General features: G+C 63.2%; 20 protein-coding genes. 7 read left to right on the forward strand and 13 right to left on the reverse strand.

Features of this window, described 5'->3' with window-relative positions; translation table 11 throughout:
• Positions 1 to 165: 165 nt before the first annotated feature.
• From EV664_RS12250 to EV664_RS12275, 6 genes are all read right to left on the reverse strand, one after another.
• A complete protein-coding gene (locus tag EV664_RS12250) occupies positions 166 to 1173 on the reverse strand; it encodes a sigma-70 family RNA polymerase sigma factor (RefSeq protein ID WP_188656422.1) in 1008 nt (335 codons plus the stop codon).
• A gap of 140 nt (positions 1174 to 1313) precedes the next feature.
• Positions 1314 to 2663 carry a globin-coupled sensor protein gene (locus EV664_RS12255; protein WP_133496006.1) on the reverse strand — a complete coding sequence of 450 codons (1350 nt, stop codon included), beginning with the start codon at positions 2661 to 2663 and terminating at the stop codon, positions 1314 to 1316.
• A 78-nt stretch (positions 2664 to 2741) separates the two neighbouring features.
• Entirely contained in the window at positions 2742 to 3674 is a 933-nt protein-coding gene (locus tag EV664_RS12260) for a peptidoglycan-binding protein (protein ID WP_133496007.1), read from the reverse strand.
• Entirely contained in the window at positions 3671 to 4111 is a 441-nt protein-coding gene (locus EV664_RS12265; RefSeq protein WP_133496008.1) for a hypothetical protein, read from the reverse strand. The genes EV664_RS12260 and EV664_RS12265 overlap by 4 nt, the downstream gene beginning before the upstream one ends.
• On the reverse strand, positions 4095 to 5432 hold the full coding sequence (gene fliI / locus EV664_RS12270; RefSeq protein WP_133496009.1) for a flagellar protein export ATPase FliI: 1338 nt from the start codon (positions 5430 to 5432) through the stop codon (positions 4095 to 4097). Before fliI ends, EV664_RS12265 begins: the two co-directional genes overlap by 17 nt.
• Before the next feature lie 11 nt (positions 5433 to 5443).
• Positions 5444 to 5836 carry a flagellar biosynthesis repressor FlbT gene (locus tag EV664_RS12275; protein ID WP_133496010.1) on the reverse strand — a complete coding sequence of 131 codons (393 nt, stop codon included), beginning with the start codon at positions 5834 to 5836 and terminating at the stop codon, positions 5444 to 5446.
• Between the two features lie 182 nt (positions 5837 to 6018).
• Here EV664_RS12275 and EV664_RS12280 point away from each other — a divergent pair, with 182 nt between their 5' ends.
• Genes EV664_RS12280 through EV664_RS12290 form a run of 3 tightly spaced genes read left to right on the forward strand, consistent with a single transcriptional unit; the run spans position 6019 to position 10368 of the window.
• Complete coding sequence (locus tag EV664_RS12280) at positions 6019 to 7323, forward strand: flagellar hook protein FlgE (protein ID WP_229668247.1); 1305 nt, start codon at positions 6019 to 6021, stop codon at positions 7321 to 7323.
• A gap of 31 nt (positions 7324 to 7354) precedes the next feature.
• Complete coding sequence (locus EV664_RS12285; RefSeq protein ID WP_133496012.1) at positions 7355 to 9454, forward strand: flagellar hook-associated protein FlgK; 2100 nt, start codon at positions 7355 to 7357, stop codon at positions 9452 to 9454.
• Positions 9455 to 9501: 47 nt separating this feature from the next.
• Positions 9502 to 10368 (forward strand): flagellin, encoded by an 867-nt coding sequence (locus EV664_RS12290; RefSeq protein WP_229668248.1) that lies wholly within the window; start codon positions 9502 to 9504, stop codon positions 10366 to 10368.
• A 183-nt stretch (positions 10369 to 10551) separates the two neighbouring features.
• On the opposite strand, the gene EV664_RS12295 is transcribed toward EV664_RS12290, so the two are convergent.
• Positions 10552 to 12363, reverse strand: coding sequence for a hypothetical protein (locus EV664_RS12295; protein ID WP_133496014.1), 1812 nt, complete (start codon positions 12361 to 12363; stop codon positions 10552 to 10554).
• Positions 12360 to 12587 carry a hypothetical protein gene (locus EV664_RS12300; protein WP_133496015.1) on the reverse strand — a complete coding sequence of 76 codons (228 nt, stop codon included), beginning with the start codon at positions 12585 to 12587 and terminating at the stop codon, positions 12360 to 12362. Before EV664_RS12300 ends, EV664_RS12295 begins: the two co-directional genes overlap by 4 nt.
• A gap of 86 nt (positions 12588 to 12673) precedes the next feature.
• Between EV664_RS12300 and EV664_RS12305 the strand changes: the two genes are divergently transcribed.
• Entirely contained in the window at positions 12674 to 13075 is a 402-nt protein-coding gene (locus EV664_RS12305) for a hypothetical protein (RefSeq protein ID WP_133496016.1), read from the forward strand.
• Between the two features lie 11 nt (positions 13076 to 13086).
• Here the strand turns inward: EV664_RS12305 and EV664_RS12310 are convergent, their stop codons facing one another.
• From EV664_RS12310 to EV664_RS12330, 5 genes are all read right to left on the reverse strand, one after another.
• A complete protein-coding gene (locus tag EV664_RS12310) occupies positions 13087 to 13647 on the reverse strand; it encodes a GAF domain-containing protein (protein ID WP_229668258.1) in 561 nt (186 codons plus the stop codon).
• A gap of 204 nt (positions 13648 to 13851) precedes the next feature.
• Positions 13852 to 14391 (reverse strand): MotE family protein, encoded by a 540-nt coding sequence (locus EV664_RS12315; RefSeq protein ID WP_229668249.1) that lies wholly within the window; start codon positions 14389 to 14391, stop codon positions 13852 to 13854.
• On the reverse strand, positions 14388 to 14813 hold the full coding sequence (locus EV664_RS12320) for a DUF6468 domain-containing protein (protein WP_188656423.1): 426 nt from the start codon (positions 14811 to 14813) through the stop codon (positions 14388 to 14390). The genes EV664_RS12315 and EV664_RS12320 overlap by 4 nt, the downstream gene beginning before the upstream one ends.
• Positions 14810 to 15823 carry a flagellar motor switch protein FliM gene (gene fliM / locus EV664_RS12325; RefSeq protein ID WP_133496018.1) on the reverse strand — a complete coding sequence of 338 codons (1014 nt, stop codon included), beginning with the start codon at positions 15821 to 15823 and terminating at the stop codon, positions 14810 to 14812. Before fliM ends, EV664_RS12320 begins: the two co-directional genes overlap by 4 nt.
• Complete coding sequence (locus EV664_RS12330; protein WP_133496019.1) at positions 15820 to 16347, reverse strand: flagellar basal body-associated FliL family protein; 528 nt, start codon at positions 16345 to 16347, stop codon at positions 15820 to 15822. Before EV664_RS12330 ends, fliM begins: the two co-directional genes overlap by 4 nt.
• Before the next feature lie 122 nt (positions 16348 to 16469).
• Between EV664_RS12330 and EV664_RS12335 the strand changes: the two genes are divergently transcribed.
• The 3 genes from EV664_RS12335 to flgA are packed head-to-tail and all read left to right on the forward strand — an operon-like array spanning position 16470 to position 18454.
• Positions 16470 to 17210, forward strand: coding sequence for a flagellar hook basal-body protein (locus EV664_RS12335; protein WP_133496020.1), 741 nt, complete (start codon positions 16470 to 16472; stop codon positions 17208 to 17210).
• Between the two features lie 15 nt (positions 17211 to 17225).
• Positions 17226 to 18008 carry a flagellar basal-body rod protein FlgG gene (gene flgG, locus EV664_RS12340; RefSeq protein ID WP_133496021.1) on the forward strand — a complete coding sequence of 261 codons (783 nt, stop codon included), beginning with the start codon at positions 17226 to 17228 and terminating at the stop codon, positions 18006 to 18008.
• On the forward strand, positions 18005 to 18454 hold the full coding sequence (flgA, locus tag EV664_RS12345; protein WP_133496022.1) for a flagellar basal body P-ring formation chaperone FlgA: 450 nt from the start codon (positions 18005 to 18007) through the stop codon (positions 18452 to 18454). The genes flgG and flgA overlap by 4 nt, the downstream gene beginning before the upstream one ends.
• The last annotated feature ends 1 nt before the right edge of the window (position 18455 follow it).

Here is an 18455-nt window from a genome sequence, read left to right on the forward strand (position 1 = left end):
TTATCGCGCAGCGATTCCGGCCGATCGGATGAAGGTAAGCGACGCGGCAGGGCGGCGCACCTTTTGCTGCTGGAGGATCGGAACCTGCACCAAAAGCAAAGGCCGCCCGTTCCGGCCAGGGGAGGCGGAACGGGCGGCCTTGCAGAGCCGGACTGTTCGTACAGATCAGTTCAGTCGCGAACGACGCGCTTGGGCTTCATGAGCGATCGGCAGCATGACGGGCATACCGTTCATGTCTTGCGCTTCGATCACGAGAACGCGGGTTTCGCCCGGGTTCGGCATGGGAAGCAGCGACTGCTCGACCTCGACGCGATCGGTCGCGCGACGGCGCGGCTCGGGCTTGCGGCGTTCGAACATGCCGCCGAAGCGTTCGTCGGTCTGCGCGATTTTCGCGATGGTCTTGGCAGCGCGCTTGGCGACCTGACGGAGGCGTTCGCGCTCCTGCGGATCGTCGGTCATATCCGAAAGATCGTCGTTCAGGCGGTGCGCGACGATTTCGCGCTGGCTTGCGAGACGCTCTTCCAGCTCGGCCAGTTCATCGGCATCGATCGCGCCCCGGGCCCGGAAGCGAGGAAGCGAGGTGTCGTCATTCTGGCGCGAACGCTGGGTGCGGGCACGGCGGCGGAGCTGATCGATACCGACTTCGCGCAGATGCGCGACATAGGCGTCGAGCAGCGCTTCGCGAGTATTGTCGGCGAGATGTTCTGCAGCGCAGGCCTCGGTGCGCTCCAGCGCATCCTCGTCCTCGATCATGCTTTCCAGCGAAGTGGCTTCGCCATCGGCGGCCATGGCGGTGGCGTGCAGCGAAACCGTGGTCGCCTCGACCTTCTTCGCCGAGGGGCGCTGATCGGTCATGAGGCGGAAGCGAAGGCTCTGAAGCTCGCCGCGAAGCTGCCAGTTCACAAAGGTGGTGAACTGCGCTTTGCTGGGGTCATAAGCCTGAATGGCGCGGTGTACGCCGATGGCACAGCACTGCTCGGCATCTTCCCAATGGGCGACCAGGCCGTACTGGCGGATGAAATGGCGGATACGCGGAGCGACGAGATCCAGGACCCTGGCGAAAGCCCGGTCTCCATAGACGCGCTGGCGATTGGTCTGCTTCTCTCCGTCCTTCGGCAGGTTCGCGATGACCTCTGCGACTGCGGCTTCGAGAGCGGCGGTGATTTTCGACATTAACATTCCCCTGATCTGGTCCGGCAGGTCGCGCTGCGGCCTGCCGGTAGGAGAGAGAATGCCTTGGAGGGATTAATAGCCGTAAACTTCTGCCTTATGGGAAAACACGACCCTACCTACGTATTTCCACAATGTTTCTGTTACGCAGCCCGCACTTTTGCGAGGAATTGACCGACTTCGCCCGACAGCGAATTTGCACGTTCGGAAAGGTCTCCGGCAGAAGTGTAAACCTGTGACGCGGCGGCGCCGGACACTTCGGATGCCTGGCTGACGCTCACGATGTTGGTCGAAACCTCCTGAGTCGCGGCGGCTGTCTGCTGAATATTTCGGCTGATTTCTGCGGTTGCGCTGTTCTGCTGATTGACCGCATTGTTGATCGTGCCGGCGATTTCGGCGACCTGGGCGATGGTGCCCGAAATTGTTTCCAGCGCCGATACCGCTTCGCGAGTCGATACCTGAATCGCGCGCACCTGAAGCTCGACCTCTTCGGTCATGCGTTCGGTCTGGCTGGCGAGAGTCTTAACTTCCGCGGCAACGACCTCGAACGCCTTGCCGGCTTCGCCCGCACGCGCCGCCTCGATCGATGCGTTGAGGGCGAGCATGTTCGTCTTGCCTGCGATCTGGCCGATCATGCCGATCACATTGCCGATCTGTTCGGCACCGGTGGCAAGCGTGCGCACGATTTCGTCGGTGCGCCGGGCATCGGCGACGGCGCGGTCGGTGGTGCGGCTCGATTCGCCCATCTGCTGCGCGATGAGCTGGATCGACGCGGCGAGTTCTTCGGCGGCCGAGGCAACGGTCTGCACGCCCGCGCTTGCCTGTTCTGCGGCGGCGGCGACGGTCATGGCGCGCTTGTTGGTCTGATCGCTGCTTTCGGTCATCGACCGGGCGGTGCCCTCCAGTTCGTTGGAGGAAGAGGCCAGCCGTTCGACGAGAGACCCGACATTCGCCTCGAACTCGCTTGCCAGCCCGCTCAGCTTGGCATCGTAGCTCGCTTTGTTTTCAAAAATATAGCCGGAAATGGCGAGATCCATGTCGATCAGCGCGGCCATGTTGATGGCGGCGCACAGCTTCGTCGCCTTGACGCTCTGACCGGTGCCGAGGCCTTTCCTGCCGGTCACCTTGCCGACATGTTCGAAGATATGGCGCAGCAGGAAGGAATAGCCGCCGAGATACCATTGCGGTTCCAGCCCGATCCGGCTGTGGACCATGCCGATCTGGCGAACCGATGCGACATATTCGTCGTCGAACTTACCCGAAAACAGCTTTTTCCAATGGCTGATCTGCGCGCTGCCCGCGCGCGACATTGCGCCGCTGCCGCTGAATTTGCCCGACAGATTCGGCCAGCGATTCAGGTTGGCATAGAAGGCATCGACCATTGCCGGCAATGCGCTCTCAAGCGTCGGGAGAAAAGCGGCAAGCTGGTCGCGCATCTCGTCGGTGAAACCGACATACGCAAGGCGATCAACGATCTCGTTGCTCACTCCCATGCGTCATATCCTCTTTTATAAATTGCTGATATTGTATTTATAGTCAGCAACCGGATATGCGGGCGGGTACTGTATAAATCAGGTATAGCGTTGTGGTTGCACGCTATTTGCCACATAGCCGCGCAGCCATGCGCGATGTGCCGCACTGGCGTCTCCGGCGGCCGCGATCGCTTTTTGGGCGCGGCCGCTGCCGATCTGCGCGGCGAGAAGCGTGGCGGCGCGCTGATCCGACAGACCGGTGGTCATGAAGGTCACCGCATCGCCCGGCCCCAGATGATGGGCGAGATAGGCAGTCCGGGCGATGCTGGTCGCATCGCTGCCGACATTCACCCCCTTGCGTTCGAGAAAGTCCAGATTGCGGCTGGCATAATCGGCAATCGTCTGAATCGAGGCCGTCGGATCATAGCGCAGGCGTAACAGGTCGGCGCGCGCTGCGGACCGGACATTGCCGTTCTGGTCGAGCCAGCCATGATCGGCGGCCACCTTGTTGAGCCAGGTACCGGGCTTTTTCGCCATATCCTGCCATGTACCGCTCAGAAACTGGCCCAGACCTGCCGCGCTGGAGCGGGGATTGCGCGAAAAGGCGTTCCAGCGGCCCGAGGAGTCCTTCGCCGCTTCGGCATCGACGATCGCGGCAAGCGCGCTTTCGGGAACGCCGGTGCGCCGCGCCGCCGCTTCGAGCGATCCGGAATGCTCATTATTCACGCCGAGGTTCAGGATACCGTTCGACGCAATGCTGTTCGCCGACTCCATGGTGGTCACAGCGATCGCAGGTTGCATCCGGGGCCGCGCGACCATGTCGGGCCGATTGCCCGAGACGAGCGCGACCATGCTGGCAAAGTCCATGCCGCCGCGCATACCGCCGACGCTTTCGCTCGCGTCGGGCATGTCGTCGCTCTGTCCCAGCGCTGCCTGCCACAGTCGTTGCTGAACATCGGCCATGGCGGTGCGATGGATCATATCGGCGCGCCTTGCGGGCGACAGGCGGGAAAAGTCCATGGATTCGATCATGACTGACGCTTTCTGTCCCGTGCATGGCGCATCGTGCGCACAAAGCGCGCAGCCACCACATCATCGACAAGTTGTTGTTCGGCGCGTTCGCGCTCGCGTTCGACATTCTGGCGATATTGATCGGCGGCATTGCCGATCGCGCGCATCGAGGCGAATTGCTCCGCCGCTTTTTCGCGCAACACCGAAAGTTCCTGCTCGGCGGTGCGCTGCGCATCGTCCAGCGAGGCGCGTTGCTGCCGTGCCCGGGCGAGATAGGCATCGGCGAAGAGAATATGGTTTTCGGTCGAAAGCTGCTGCTCCTCGACGATCCTCTTTCCGATCGCCTTACGCTCGGCCTCGATCGTGGTGAGGCGCTCCATCGCATCGCGGATGACGCGCTTCAGCTCGTCCATCTCCTGATCGAGCGCGCGCAGCGCGGCGTCATACGGCGTTTTCATCGACCGTCTTCACCATTTCGCCCAGTTTCTCGAACGATTGCAGCATATCGCCGCGATCGGTCTTCCCCTGGGTCAGCAGCGATTCGATCCCCGGCGCGATCGCGACCGCGCGGTCGACCTCCGGGTTCGACCCGGCCTTATAGGCGCCGAGGCGAACGATATCTTCCATATCGGCATAGGTCGAAAGCACCCGCCGCGCGGCAAGGCGCGTTTCATTCTGCTCCGGTTCGAGGCAATGGGGCAGGGTGCGCGACACCGATTTCAGCAGATCGATCGCCGGATAGCGGCCGCGCTCCGCAATGCGCCGGGTAATGACGACATGGCCGTCCAGAATGCCGCGCACTGCGTCGGCGACCGGTTCGTTATGATCGTCGCCATCGACCAGCACGGTGAACAGGCCGGTGATCGACCCCTGACCCGGAAGGCCGGGTCCGGCGCGTTCGAGCAGGCGCGGCAGTTCGGCGAAAACGGTCGGGGTATAGCCTTTGGTCGCGGGCGGTTCGCCACTGGCAAGGCCGATTTCGCGCTGCGCCATGGCGAAGCGGGTGACCGAATCCATCAGGCACAGGACATTGAGCCCGCGATCGCGAAAATGTTCGGCGATCGCCATGGTGGTCCACGCTGCCTGACGCCGCATCAGCGCCGGTTCGTCCGACGTGGCGACGACGACGACGCTGCGCGCAAGCCCTTCGGGGCCGAGATCGTCCTCGACAAATTCCTGCACTTCGCGGCCGCGCTCACCGATCAGTCCGATGACCGCGACATCGCATTCGGTCCAGCGCGCCAGCATCGACAGCAGCACCGATTTGCCGACGCCGGACCCTGCGAACAGCCCGAGGCGCTGACCCCGGCACAGCGGCACGAACAGGTCGAGCGCGCGCACGCCGGTTTCGATCCGGCGTCCCACGCGTGCGCGCACAGCGGCGGCGGGCGGCGATGCCTTGATCGGCTGCGGCTCGGCCCCGCGCACCAGCGGCGCTTTGCCGTCGATCGGACGGCCCAGCCCGTCGACCATGCGGCCCAGCCAGTCATCGCACGGGCGTACCGCGAAGCTGCTGGCTTCCAGCCATGCAGCGGTGCCGACCATCAGCCCTTGCGGGTCGCTGAACGGCAGGCACTGGGCAAGGCCCGATTCGAAGCCGGTGACTTCCGCCGCGAGCACGCCGACATTGGTTTCGATCGACATGCGCGATCCGATCTGCGCGGCGCCGGCAAGGCCTTCCACCTCAATCAGCGCGCCGCGAACCGACACGACCCGGCCATGGCGGCGGTCGATCGGCAGCGACTCGATGGCGCGCGCGGCAGAGAGGAGATTGTGCATGGCTGTGGCGCTCAGGCAGCAGCGACGTCGCTCGTCATCGCCTGTTCGTGCGCGATGAGCGCGCGGCACTGAATCAGGCCCTTATAATAATCGCACACCGCGACACGGTTGGCGAAGGCGACACAGGCTGCCTTCGCCTCGATATCTTCCAGCGTCGGCATCAGCTGGCGCAGCGCATCGATGATTTCATCGCGATGCTTGTCGCTGTCTTCACCGATATAGGCCATCATGCACGCATAATAGAGCCGCTTGGCGGGGGTGTCGGCCTCTTCCGGCGTCATGATCTCACGCCCGCGCAGCAGGCATGCCTGATTTTCGACCTTCAGTTCGGTGCGGCCCGATGCGCGCAGCAGCGCGCCGTTGATGATAAGCGCTTCGCCGTCGCGCAGAGTAATTCGAAGCATCGCTGCCTCCCAAATGGGTGATTGTGCAAATTATAGAAGCATGTGCGCGTGTCCCGACGCGGGGGGCGGAAAAAATTGCCGGGTGGAATTTTTTGCACCCGCAATGGGACCGGACGTTCGCGTCTGCCTCTATCATGGGGGCGAAGCGCCGATTTTGGGGCGCGAATGACGGGAGATCCCTCTTGAGCCTTTATTCGGCCCTCTATGCCGGCGTTTCCGGCCTTAGCGCGGAATCCTTTGCGATGGCCGCCGTCGCTGACAATATCACCAACATCAACACGGTAGGATATAAGGGGACCACGACCCAGTTCCGCACGCTCGTTACGGATGGCGGTGTGAAGAGCAGCTATTCGGCAGGCGGCGTCGCCGCTGCGCCGCAATCGCTGATTTCGAAACAGGGCATGTTGCAGGCGTCGGGCAGTTCGACCGACCTTGGTATCGAAGGCAATGGCTTTTTCGTGACCCGTGGCGGCCTGGAGGCCAATTCGGATGTCGCTTATACCCGCGCCGGTTCGTTCAAGCCGGATAATTCGGGCTATCTGCGCAACGCCTCGGGCCTGTACCTGATGGGCTGGCGTCTTGATGCCAGCGGCGGTTTCACCAATACCGGCAGCCTGAACGCGCTGGAACCGGTTCGCGTCAGCGACCTTACCGGTTCGGTCGCATCGACGACCAAGATCGATATCAGCGCCAATCTTCAGTCGACCTCGACGCCGTTCACCGGCACTTATAATCGCGGCGACATGGCGAACGGTACGGTGCCCCCGACGTTCAAGCGCTCGTTCGACGTCTATGATTCGCAGGGCGGCATGCACCGGCTGACCATGGGCTTTGTCCGTACCGGCACGAACCAGTGGCAGGCGGAAGTCTATGGCGATCCGACCGAAATGACCGCGCCGGGTGGCGTTCTCGCCAGCGGCCCTATCCAGTTCAATGCGGACGGCAGCCTGATTAAGGACCCGGCGGTCTATACGTCGGAAATGTTCGACATGCCGACGATCAACTGGACCAATGGTTCTTCCTCGCAGAAGATCAATCTGGGCCTCGGCACCAACGGCACGCTGAGCGGCCTGCGTCAGTCGGTCGGCGATTCGGCGATGATTACGTCGACCGTCGATGGCGGTATGCTGGGCAGCATCTCGTCGGTGCAGGTATCGGATACCGGCGTCGTCAGCGCAGCGTTCGCGAACGGCGTCACCCGCGATGTGTTCCAGCTTCCGATCGCGACCTTCTCCAATCCCGACGGTCTGACCCGTTTGTCGGGCAATGCGTATATCGCATCGAACGACTCCGGCAATGTCGCGATCAACAAGCCGGGTGCGCTGGGTGCGGGTGATATCCGTTCCAGCACGCTGGAAGCATCAACGGTCGATCTGGCCGAAGAGTTCAGCAACATGATTCGCTTCCAGCGGGCATACAGCGCCTCTTCGAAGATCATCACCACCGTTGATGACATGCTTCAGGAAGTCAGCAACCTGAAGCGTTGATGCACCTCTTTCGGTACAGGGAGTACGGACAGTGTCGCTGAACGACATATTGGGATCGGCACTGTCCGGCCTGGGCGCCTCGCAGGCGGGTCTCAGAACGGTTTCGACCAACATCGCCAATGTCGGCACCCCCGGCTATGCGCGCGAACGCGTGTCGCAATCGGCCGGGGTTACCGCCGGACGGGTGAGCGGTGTGGTCGTGAGCCAGGCCGAACGCGTCGCCGACCGGTTTCTGGAGGCGACCGCTTACCAGCGCGCCACCGAAGTCGGCATGAGCGACGCGCGGTCCTCCTATCTCGACCGGATGCAGGCGCTGCTCGGCACGCCGGGCGCGGAATCGGGTCTGCCCGCGCGGCTGGACGCGATTTCGTCCGCCGCGATCACGATGACCGGTTCGCTGGGCGGCGATCAGAATCAGGCGAATTTCGTTTCGAAAGCGAGCGATTCGATCTCGGCGATGCAACAGCTCGACTCCGATGTCGATGCGTTGACCCGCGATGCGGATCAGGAAGTCGGCTTCACGGTCGAACGAATCAACAGCCTGTTGTCGCGAATCTACGATCTCAACGCGACCGTTTCCCGGCTCGACGGGCTGGGCAAGACATCGGCGGGCTCGGTCGATCAGCGCAACGCCGCTGTCGAGGAACTGAGCGGCCTGATAGCGGTCAATGTCCGGTTGCAGCCCAATGGGCGGGTCAATATCGACACCGCCGGCGGAGCGCCGCTGATCGACGGCAGGCTGCGGCTGCTTTCCTACCCCAATGGCGGCGCGGGAAGCAGTGCGCCGGTTCGCCCCGGTATCGATATCCGTATGACCGATGCCGACGGCAATATTTCGACGCCCACCGGCGACCGGATCGAATCCTCTGCGGCAGGCGGAAAGCTGGGCGGTCTGCTCGACCTTCGTGACCGGACGCTTCCGGGCGTGCGCGAACAGATCGGCTCGCTGTTCGCCGGACTTGCCCGGACGATGAATCAGGCATCGAATGCCGCCAGCGCAGTTCCTGCACCTTCCGAACTGGTCGGCGCGCGTACCTCGCTCGCCGGGACCGACCGGCTCGGCTTCACCGGCAATACGATATTCGCGGTGACCGATTCCTCGGGCAAGCTGGTCGCAAAAACCAATGTGGATTTCGACGCACTGGGCGCAGGTGCGAGCATCGATGATGCCGTCGCCGCGATCAATGCAGGGCTTGGCAGTGCAGCGACGGCAAGCTTCGCGAACGGCCGTCTGTCGATCCGCGCGACCGGATCGGGGCAGGGCGTGGTCATTGCCGATGATCCGGCCGATCCCGGAAAGCGCGCAGGTGTCGGCTTTTCCCAGTTTTTCGGCATGAACGATCTGATCCGAAGCGATGAAGGCGTTCTGGCCCCGACCGGGCTTGCGCCCGCCGATCCGCATGGTTTCACCACCGGCCAGACGACCGGTATCGAAATTCGCGACGGCAGCGGTCGCGTGCTGGCGCAGATGACTCTGACGCCGACCACGGGCGGCACGATGGGCGATCTGGTCAACGACATGAATTCGGGCCCGCTCGCCGCTTATGGCAGCTTCAGCATGGACGATGTCGGACGGTTCCGGTTCGAACCGGCCTCCGCCTATGCCGGGGCCAAGCTGTCGATCCCGGTCGATTCGACCGATCGCAACGGAACCGGCGCGTCCTTTGCGATGATTTCCGGGCTGAGCGGCTTTGCCGCCGGGCTTGGCGTGGGTGAGGTGCGCGATGACATCCGCAACGATACACGGCGGCTTCCCATCGCGCTGTTCGATACCAGCGCCACGGTGGGCAGCTTTGCCCTCGGCACTGCCGACACGCGCGGAGCGCAGGGCTATGCCGATTCGCTGACCAGCCCGATCGACCTGGGCAAGGACGGCGTGATGTCGCTGGAGCGCTTTTCGAACCAGCTGATCGGCGGTGCGGGCACAGAGGCTTCGCGCGCGAAGGACCGGCTGGCCGATGCCACTGCGCGGCGCGACGACGCAGTCAATCGCCGCGACAGCTTTGCCGGCGTCAATATCGACGAGGAATTGTCGCAGATGGTCGTGCTGCAAAACTCCTATTCCGCGGCCGCGCGGGTAATGACTACCGCCAGCGAAATGTACCAGACGCTGATAGCGATGATTGGCTGAAAGGACCGGTAATGCGCGTCGCCACGATACCTTTGCAAAAAACCACCATGGACGCCATTCGGCGTAGTCAGGAAGCGCTTGCCGACACACAGGCGCAGCTTTCCACCGGAAAAAAGGCGCCTGACATCGCGTCGCTGGGCACCGAAGCGGTGCGGACCCTGTCCGCGCACTCGATGCTCGCCCGGCAGGAAGCGCAGGGCGATACCGCGAAGCGACTGGGCACCACCCTGTCGCTATATGATGCGAATATCAGCACGATCGAAGATGAGGGGATGAGTCTGAGCAAGCGTATCCTCACTGCCATCGGCAGCGGGGATGCCGCAGGACTGAACGAAGCGATCGATTCTGCCTTTTCCCTGATGCGCAGCGCACTGAACGGGCAGGAGGGGGGCGTTCCCCTGTTCGGCGGCGGTTCGAGCCAGCCGCCGTTCAAGCCGGAAAAGATCGCCGACCTGATCGGCATCGATCCTGCCGATGCGTTCACCAACGGCACGGCGCGCGCCAGCGCCCGGGTGGGCGACCGGCTCGATGTCCAATATGGCGTGCTGGCCAATGAAGTCGGCACCGATATGGTGAAGGCGTTTCAGTCACTCGCTGCGATCGGGCCGTTCGATCAGAAGCTGACCGATGCGCAGAGCGCGGCGCTGAAATCGGCGCAGGCCGAACTGGAAACCGGTATCACCACCGTTCGCAAATATAACGCGGATAACGGCCGGCGTCAGGCGCAGGCGGAAACGCTCGTCACCCGCGCCGATGAACGATCGTTGGTGCTCAATGATGTGATCGCGCGCAACGAAGATGCCGATCTCGGTCAGGTGGCGATGGATCTTGCCCAGCAGCAGACGATGCTGCGCGCCAGCTATTCGGTCTTTTCCCAGCTCAACAGCATGTCGCTGGTGGATTATCTGCGGTGACGAGCGCGCCGGGGCAGCCGCTCCGGCAACGCGATCCGAATATCCGATCGGGGCTGTGCGGATGTGCCGCGCAGCCCCTTTTTCCTGCGTGGTGTTACCAGAACAGCAAAAGGCCCGGCGCACCTCGTCGGCAGCCGGGCCTTTCCTGTTCCACAGGCGGTTATCTGCGCGAAGGAAAGGGCCTCAGCCCGCATCCCCCTCGATCAGCCCGGTGAGCGGGCCTGCCGATGCCGCGCCCGGCATGGCGGCGAGCGCTGCCTCGATCGCGCCGGGATCGACCTGATCGGGACGGTCGGTAAGCAGCGCTAGCGCCTTGCCGCTCGGTCGCTTGCTCATCGCCGGACCATAGCGTCGTTTCAGGTCGGAAAGCCCCGCTTCATTGCCCTGCATTGCCAGCGCGACGGCCTGGCGCAACACCGCAGTTTCGGCAGCAGCGTTGAGCCCCGCCGGAGCGGGCAGCGCGCGGCCGTTCGCTTTGACGAAACCGGACCAGTCGCGCTGATGCCAGAGCATTTCCGCCTTTAGCGGCGCTGAATCCGGCACCAGGTCGAGCATCGCCATCGCTTCGTTCTTCTTGCCGAGCCGGAACAGCGCGACAGCGCTCATCCGGCGGCGATCGGTCAGCATGGTTTCGGGATAAGGCGGTCCGTCGCTCGCGCGGATCACCTCCAGCGCACCTTCCGGATTGCCGTCAAGCAGTTGCAGTTCCGCGATGCGGACCGACAGTGGCCCCTTGGCGATGTCGGTGGCGCGATTGTCCATCTGATAGCGCAGCAGTTCTGCCGCCCGTCCGAACAGCCGGGCATCGGCCAGCCGGTCGGCCAGATTCGAAGCAACGGCATCGCCGGCACCGCCGGTCGGGGCAAGGTCGCGATATTCCCAATAAACGCCCGCCGCCTGCGATAACGGCAATTGCTGGTCGTTGAGCAGGTTTGACAACATGCCCTGCAGCTTTTCCAGAACCGGCCTGGTTTTCGGGCCGAGGTCGAAATAGCGAAACAGGCGTGCGCCGGCATCCAGCGCGCCGCGTTTGTCGCCCATGGTTTCAGCGAGTTTCCAGCGAACCTTCAGCGCCTCGCGCTCGGTATCATCGCCGCGCCAGTGATAGAGGAGCGCGTCGAGCTGATCGGCGGCGTCCTTTGCGGACAGGCTTTTTGAGGCAATGCCGGTTTCGATGATCGCAAGCTGGGCGGCGGCGCGCTGCTGCGGCGATCCGGCAAGTGCGACCCGGCGCAGTTTCAGCAGGCCTTCATCATATTTCCCCAGCGCGAGCAGCGCCTTGCCGCGCACCAGATTCGCATCCGTATCGCTTTCAGCCAGCGGTGCGAGCAGGGTCATCGCATTTTCCGGTGCCATGATGCCGATTGCGGTCTGGGCGGCGGCGATCCGGAAATCGTGCTGGCTCCATGCCGGCATAGCATCCATCGCGGGGGCGGCGCAGCGGAACTGCTTGCCCGCCGCTTCCCAGTCATGCATCCGGGCGAGAAGGCGCATCCGCCAGGCACAGGCCGTTCCGGTCATGGTGAGGCCGGGATCGGAAAGTGAGGCCAGCGCATCCGAGGTGCGGCCGATCCGCGCAAGCGCGACACCATTGGCAAGACGCCATGCCGATACCAGCGACAGATCGGGATCGTCCATCTGCATCACCGACAGGACGCCCAGTTCCTCGGCAGGGCTGCCATAACGGGCAAGCGAGCGGGCGAGGTTCCAGCGCGCCGCCTGCCGCCCCGAATCGCTTGCCTGTGCAAGGGTGCGCCAGGCAGCGTCGATCGTCGGCACCGGCTGGTCGCTGTCGTCCAGCGGCATCTGGGCCAGTTCGGCGGCGAACCGGAGCGAGGGCTTGTCGATCGCGGTGACTGCGGCGGCATCCGGTGCATTGTCGCCTGCGGTCGAATTGACCGCATGATCTTCACCCACTGCATGGTCTTGAGTCGCAGGGGCATTTGCCGCCGATGCCAGCAGCGCGGTGATGAGAAGCGCGCGCCGCCCTTTCATCGCAGGAACCACGCCTGAAGCACGCCGCCCAGAGCGGCGGCGATGACGAACAACAGGATCAGGCCGATACGTCCACCGCGCGATGCGGTCTGCTCAGCCTGTGCGGCCCCGTCGGCAGCATTCGCGGTCGCTCCCGTCTGGAGCTTTCCTGCGGCGTTGGTCGGCGCGTTCGCGGTGCTGGAACCGACGACGCGAACGCGTGTCGGCTTTTGGTCATGACTCATGCTTCACCCGGTGGCTCGATTTTCATCCTATTATAGGAGCGTGGGGACGCTGCCGGTTGTGCACACCCCGATAGGAGTGCTCATTCTTGGTTCGTCTGCTTCGCCTGTTTCCGCTCATCCCGCTGCTCGTGCTGGCGCCCCCGGTGGCTGCGTCCGGCGGCGAAAGCGGTGGCGCCGGCGGGGGCGCGGCTGCGCTGGAGACGCAGCCGCTGTCAGTGCCGATCGTGGACGGCAGCCGCATGGTCGGCAGGCTCGATCTGGTATTGCTGGTCGAACCCGATCCCAAGGCACCGATGACCTTCGCCGCGCCGGTGGTACGCGCGGCGCTGTACGCGGCGGCAGCGGAGTTCGCGCGGCTGAACGTATCCACGCGGCTGCCGGTCGATGCGTCCAAACTATCGCATATTCTGGACAAGGCCGCGCATGACGCCGATCCCGCTGCCGCGCGCGTGTTGCTGATCGAAGTGCGCACTACGCCTGCAGGCTAATCGGAAGTCGCTTACCGACCGGCGGCGGGATCGACGCTCTGCAGGATCTTGTCGAGCATGGTGACCAGTTCGTCGTCGCCTGCGCGCATCGCCTCGCGGATAAGCTCCATCATCGGCGGCACCACGGTATGGCGCGTGCGGTAGCGACGCCGTTCCAGCTTTATCTCGTCCTGAATATATTCCGCTTCGACATGCAGCAGGGCGATCACCCGATCATCGAAATCCGACCGGGCTTTGGTATCAGCGACAAAGACACTGCCTATCGCGCTGCCCAATATTCCTTTTAACGGCACGCCCGCATAAGCGCGGACTTTCATCGGCCCGACAACGGCAGGATGGGTCCCCAATACGGGATCGGTCGTGAGGTCGGCGATAAGCGACAGTTTGTTCTGCGAAACCACGGTCGCACAGAGCGATTCCGACACGGAAATCGATTCCAGCGACGCGCTGTGGCAGATCGGCAGCCAGCAGGTGTCGTGATCGATCACCGTGACCCCGGCCATGGATGCGCCGGTGCGCTCCATCAATATATGGATGCGTTCCTGCAGCACCGGATCGCCACGTAGCAACATCAAGCCCGACGCGAGAATCGCGGCCTGCCGCAGCGACCGCGATCGTGGGTCATCAGAAGCGGGCAAACCAGACCCCAATTGAAGCGTCCTGAAGGGATAGTGTCCTTTACTGCACCGCCGACTATCTTCTCTTTTCGGGTGAGACGCCACCCCCGTAAAAATACGGTAACATTGCCTAATCTGTGGTGATGTTCTTAGTCTCGCTCAATCCACCGCCTTTTTCATAGGCTCTGCGCGGACCGGAATACCGCGTGCCAGACCCATGCTGAGTGCAGCCGCGCCCTGCGGTGTCATCGCCGCCATGATCAATCCTGCATTGCGCTCCCGCATATGCTGGGCGATGCGCAGCTGGACATCGGGGTCGAGCTTTTCGAGAACGAGCGCTGCCTTGGCCGGTTTCATCGCCTGATAGATGCGGGCGAGATCGGCAAAACGCTGCTCGCTCGGATTGTCGCCTCCGGCCGCACCGCCGGCACCATCGGCGGGTGCCGTTGCTGCCTGACCTTCGTCAAGCTGGCGCTTCATGCGCGCCTGCGCGGCCTTCAGCGCCTGTTCGCGAAGGTCGAGCGCACGCTGGCGCTGCGCCTCGCGGCTCTGCTGCGCCTTCATATCGGACCGGATCTCGTTACCGAGACGCGTTTCCTGCGGCTGACCGACGGCGTCACCGGCAACCGCCGCGCCATTGGCGACGACGGCAAGCGCGCTGACCGCCGCCGTCAGGGGTAGCAGCGGAAGGCGGATCATGCGGCTTCCTTTTCCGTCGCAGCGGTCTTTGCCGCAGCTTCTTTGGTTCCGGCATCGCCGGTGTCACGGCGCGGCTTTGCTGCGCCTTTGGGCTTCACAAGCGGCTTGGCGGGTGCGCTGTCGCGCACCTGCGACAGGCGTTCGGCGCTTGCATCGGCAAGCTCGGTCATCATGCGAAGTTCCTCGGCAATCGCTTCCGCGCGCATCAGGGCATCGCTCGAATCCGAACAGCGCTTCAGCGTGCCCTTCATTTCCGACATCACGATCCGCGCCTGCATGGTCGCCTGATCGAGCGCGCTGACCACCTGGGCCAGGTCGCCGCGCTTCACCGCGTTCAGGCTGCGCATCATCCGCACGCTCTGAACCGTGACGGCGGCGCACAACAGGATCGTTGCGATATTGGCGATCAGGGTGAAGGTCATGGTTGCACTCCCTTTGCGATGTCGGAAACCAGTCGCACCGCGACGTTGTTGGATCGTTGGCCGATTTGCGCCCGGCCCAGCGGAATCCCGCCGCATTGCAATTCCAGCGGCTCATCGGGACCGTGGAACAGCGAAATCGTCTGCCCCACATCGAAATCGCGCACCTGCGCCAGCGGCAGCATCCGTTCGCCCAGCACCACGTCGAGCGTGACCTCGGTCTTGCGGATTTCGTTCGCCATGTGCGATTCCCAGATATTATCATGGCCCAGCTTCTCGCCCATGAACCGCTGGCCCAGCAGGTGGCGCACCGGTTCGATGCTGGCATAGGGAAGCAGGATGCTGAACCGCCCGCCGCGTTCGTCCATATCGACGCGGAAGGTTGCGACCGCGCAGATATTGGTCGACCCGGCGATCGTGGCGAAGCGCGGGCTGGTCTCAATCCGCTCCAGCGACACGGTGGTCGGTGTGATCGGCGCCATTGAGCTCGACATATCGGCAAGCGCATGACGAAGCATCCGTCCGACAAGATCGGTTTCGATGGTCGTGAACCCGCGCCCGTCGATCATCATCGAATCGCCGCCGCGACGGCCGCCCAGAAGTGCGTCGACCACCGAATAGATCAGCCCGGATTCGACGGTGATGAGGCCGTAATTCTCCCATTCCTCGACCCGGAACACGCCGATCATCGCAGGCAGCATGACATGGCCCATGAAATCGCCGAAGCGGACCGAAGAGACTTCTTCCAGATTCACGTCGATCGCGTCAGAGGTAAGGTTGCGCATCGATGTCGCGAAGATGCGCACCATGCGGTCGAACACCACCTCAAGCATGGGCAGCCGTTCATGGCTGACCACGTCGGATTCGATCAGCGCGCGCAGCCCCTGTTTCGGTTCTACCGGCGTACCGACATCGCCGAACAGGGCGTCAATGCCCGCCTGATCCAGCGGAATGTCAGGATCGAAATCGCCGCTCGGCGGATCGGGCAGGAAATCTTCGAAATCGTCACTCATTGCTGAATAAGATCCTGAATAAGAACGTCTTTCACCTGATCGTGGCCAAGCACCTGATCGGCGCGAACCAGCAACTCTTCCTTCACGCGGAACACCGCTGCCGATCCGTTCAGATCCTCAGGCCGCAATTCGCGCAGAAACGGCTGATATGCATCCATCAGCAGGGGCAGCTTCGCCTTCAGCGTATCGGACGTGGTGTGCGGCCCCGGCACCAGCATGAAATGCACTTTGAGGAAGCGGGCGCTGCCGTCCGTGCTGCGCAGGTTCACCATCATCGCGGGTACGTCGACAAAGGTTTCCTCGCCATGCGTGGTGACCGAATGGTCGGTCGGCTCGGTCGCATAGCTCTCGTCGGTCAACGGTTCGGCTTTGCTGCTGCTGAGAAAGGCATAAGCAGCGCCGCCGCCGCCGCCCAGAAGCGCGACCGCACCCACGGCGGCAATGATCAGCTTTTTCTTACCCTTTTTCGGCGGCTCGACTGCTTCGGCAGGCTGGTTCGAAACCTCTGCTGTGTCCTCGCTCATTTCCCGTTTCCTTTTGCGCGGGTCCGCGACCGGACCGGCAGTTTGGTCCTATTATAGGAGAGTGAGCAGGCAAATTTTGCCTAGTCGCAAAAAACTGATCAGATTTTTGAAAGGCCGCTGCCTTGGACGTCACATCCTATGTATTGCTGAGCCACGAACAGGCGTTGCGCCGCCGGATGGACATTGTGTCCAATAATATGGCCAACCTTTCGACGGCCGGATTCAAGCGGGAAGACCCGCTTTTCCACGAATATGTCGAAAAAAGCGGCGGGCCGGACGCGGCGACGCGCACGACGTCGATGGTGCTCGATTACGGCACTGTTCACGATACCAGCGCGGGCACGTTTCAGGTGACCGACAATCCGCTCGACGTGATGATCGAGGGGCCGGGCTATCTGAGCGTTCAGACGCCCGACGGCGGCACTGCCTATACGCGCGCGGGCTATCTGAAGGTCGAACAGGACGGGTCGCTGACCAACGCCGCAGGGATGCGCGTGCTGGGCGAGCGGGGGCGTCCGATCACCGTTCCGCCCGAACAGGCGAGTCGCCTGACCATCGGCGATGACGGCACGATCCGCGGGCCGGACGGCGATATCGGCCGGATCGCGGTCACCGTGTTCGACAATGAAGGCAGCGTCGATCCGCGTGGCGACGGCACTTTTACCGGCACCGGCGGCCGCGAACTGACCGCCGAACAGACCAAATTGCGCAGCGGCGGGATCGAAGGGTCCAATGTCCAGCCGATCGTCGAGACCACCAATATGGTCGCGATCCTGCGCGCGTATCAATCCAGCATGCGGATGGCGGAAACGCTGGGCGACATGCGCAAATCCGCCATCGACAAGCTCGGCCGCTTCGGCTGATAAGGAGAATTCGAAATGCGTGCACTTTTCACCGCCGGCACCGGGATGCTTGCCCAGCAGACCAATGTCGATGTGATTTCGAACAATATCGCGAACATGAACACCACCGCGTTCAAGCGGCAGCGGGCCGAGTTTCAGGACCTGTTGTACCAGCAGGTGTCGCGCCCCGGTGCCCAGTCCGGTCCCGATAACCGAATCCCCAGCGGCATTCAGATCGGTACCGGTGTGCGTACCGGCGGCGTGTATCGGATCAGCGAACAGGGATCGCTGAGCCAGACCGACAATCGCTATGACCTCGCCATTCAGGGTCGCGGCTTTTTTCAGGTCACGCTGCCCTCGGGCGAAACCGGCTACACCCGCGACGGGTCGTTTCAGGTGTCGGATCAGGGCGAGCTGGTGACGCAGGACGGTCTGATCGTTCAGCCCGGCATTAATATTCCGCAGGACGCGATCGACGTTACCGTGTCGAAAACCGGCCAGGTGCAGGTAAAGGTCGCTGGTCAGCCGGACCTTCAGAATGTCGGCCAGCTTCAGCTGTCGACCTTCATGAACGAAGCGGGGCTGGAAGCGCAGGGCGGTAATCTGTTCCTCGAAACCGCCGCATCGGGTCAGCCGACCGTCGCGACGCCGGGCGATCCGGGCTTCGGCACGATCCAGCAGGGCTTTATCGAAGCGTCGAACGTAAATCCGGTCGCCGAAATCACCGCGCTCATCACCGCGCAGCGCGCCTATGAAATGAACAGCCGCGTCGTGAAGACGGTCGACGAAATGCTGTCCACGACGAGCCAGATGCGATGATCCGCGCGCTTCTCCTCGCGCTTGCCCTTGTCCCGGCCGTTGCCGCGCCCGCTATTGCGGCGCCGGAAACGGTCGAGGTCGCGGTCCTGGCGCATCCGGTCATGCGCGGCGATGTGCTGAACGCCGGCGATTTCGTGCTGGAAGAACGGCCCGCATCGCTGGCGCGCGGCGCGCTCGATGTGAAGTCGGCCAGCGGTATGGAGGCGAAGCGTACGATCGCACCGGGTTCGGTGATCCGGGTGATGGATGTCATCACCCCCCGGCTGGTGCGTCGCGGTGAGCCGGTGCTCATCGTGGTGAAGAGCGCCGGTCTGGTCATTACCGGCCGGGGCCGGGCGCTTGCCAGCGCGGGCGAGGGAGAGATGGTGCGTGTGGTCACGGATTCGACCAATCGCACGCTCGATGGTGTCGTCGCACCCGACGGTTCGGTGCTGATCGGCGGATAAG

This window comes from Stakelama pacifica (assembly GCF_004361835.1).
Lineage (GTDB): Bacteria > Pseudomonadota > Alphaproteobacteria > Sphingomonadales > Sphingomonadaceae > Sphingomonas > Sphingomonas pacifica.

Coding starts and splice junctions, on each gene's coding strand:
- EV664_RS12250 (WP_188656422.1), bottom strand. CDS start 1,173: ATGTCGAAAATCACCGCCGCTCTCGAAGCCGCAGTCGCAGAGGTCATC.
- EV664_RS12255 (WP_133496006.1), bottom strand. CDS start 2,663: ATGGGAGTGAGCAACGAGATCGTTGATCGCCTTGCGTATGTCGGTTTC.
- EV664_RS12260 (WP_133496007.1), bottom strand. CDS start 3,674: ATGATCGAATCCATGGACTTTTCCCGCCTGTCGCCCGCAAGGCGCGCC.
- EV664_RS12265 (WP_133496008.1), bottom strand. CDS start 4,111: ATGAAAACGCCGTATGACGCCGCGCTGCGCGCGCTCGATCAGGAGATG.
- fliI (WP_133496009.1), bottom strand. CDS start 5,432: ATGCACAATCTCCTCTCTGCCGCGCGCGCCATCGAGTCGCTGCCGATC.
- EV664_RS12275 (WP_133496010.1), bottom strand. CDS start 5,836: ATGCTTCGAATTACTCTGCGCGACGGCGAAGCGCTTATCATCAACGGC.
- EV664_RS12290 (WP_229668248.1), top strand. CDS start 9,502: ATGGACGCCATTCGGCGTAGTCAGGAAGCGCTTGCCGACACACAGGCG.
- EV664_RS12295 (WP_133496014.1), bottom strand. CDS start 12,363: ATGAAAGGGCGGCGCGCGCTTCTCATCACCGCGCTGCTGGCATCGGCG.
- EV664_RS12300 (WP_133496015.1), bottom strand. CDS start 12,587: ATGAGTCATGACCAAAAGCCGACACGCGTTCGCGTCGTCGGTTCCAGC.
- EV664_RS12310 (WP_229668258.1), bottom strand. CDS start 13,647: ATGTTGCTACGTGGCGATCCGGTGCTGCAGGAACGCATCCATATATTG.
- EV664_RS12315 (WP_229668249.1), bottom strand. CDS start 14,391: ATGATCCGCCTTCCGCTGCTACCCCTGACGGCGGCGGTCAGCGCGCTT.
- EV664_RS12320 (WP_188656423.1), bottom strand. CDS start 14,813: ATGACCTTCACCCTGATCGCCAATATCGCAACGATCCTGTTGTGCGCC.
- fliM (WP_133496018.1), bottom strand. CDS start 15,823: ATGAGTGACGATTTCGAAGATTTCCTGCCCGATCCGCCGAGCGGCGAT.
- EV664_RS12330 (WP_133496019.1), bottom strand. CDS start 16,347: ATGAGCGAGGACACAGCAGAGGTTTCGAACCAGCCTGCCGAAGCAGTC.
- flgG (WP_133496021.1), top strand. CDS start 17,226: ATGCGTGCACTTTTCACCGCCGGCACCGGGATGCTTGCCCAGCAGACC.
- flgA (WP_133496022.1), top strand. CDS start 18,005: ATGATCCGCGCGCTTCTCCTCGCGCTTGCCCTTGTCCCGGCCGTTGCC.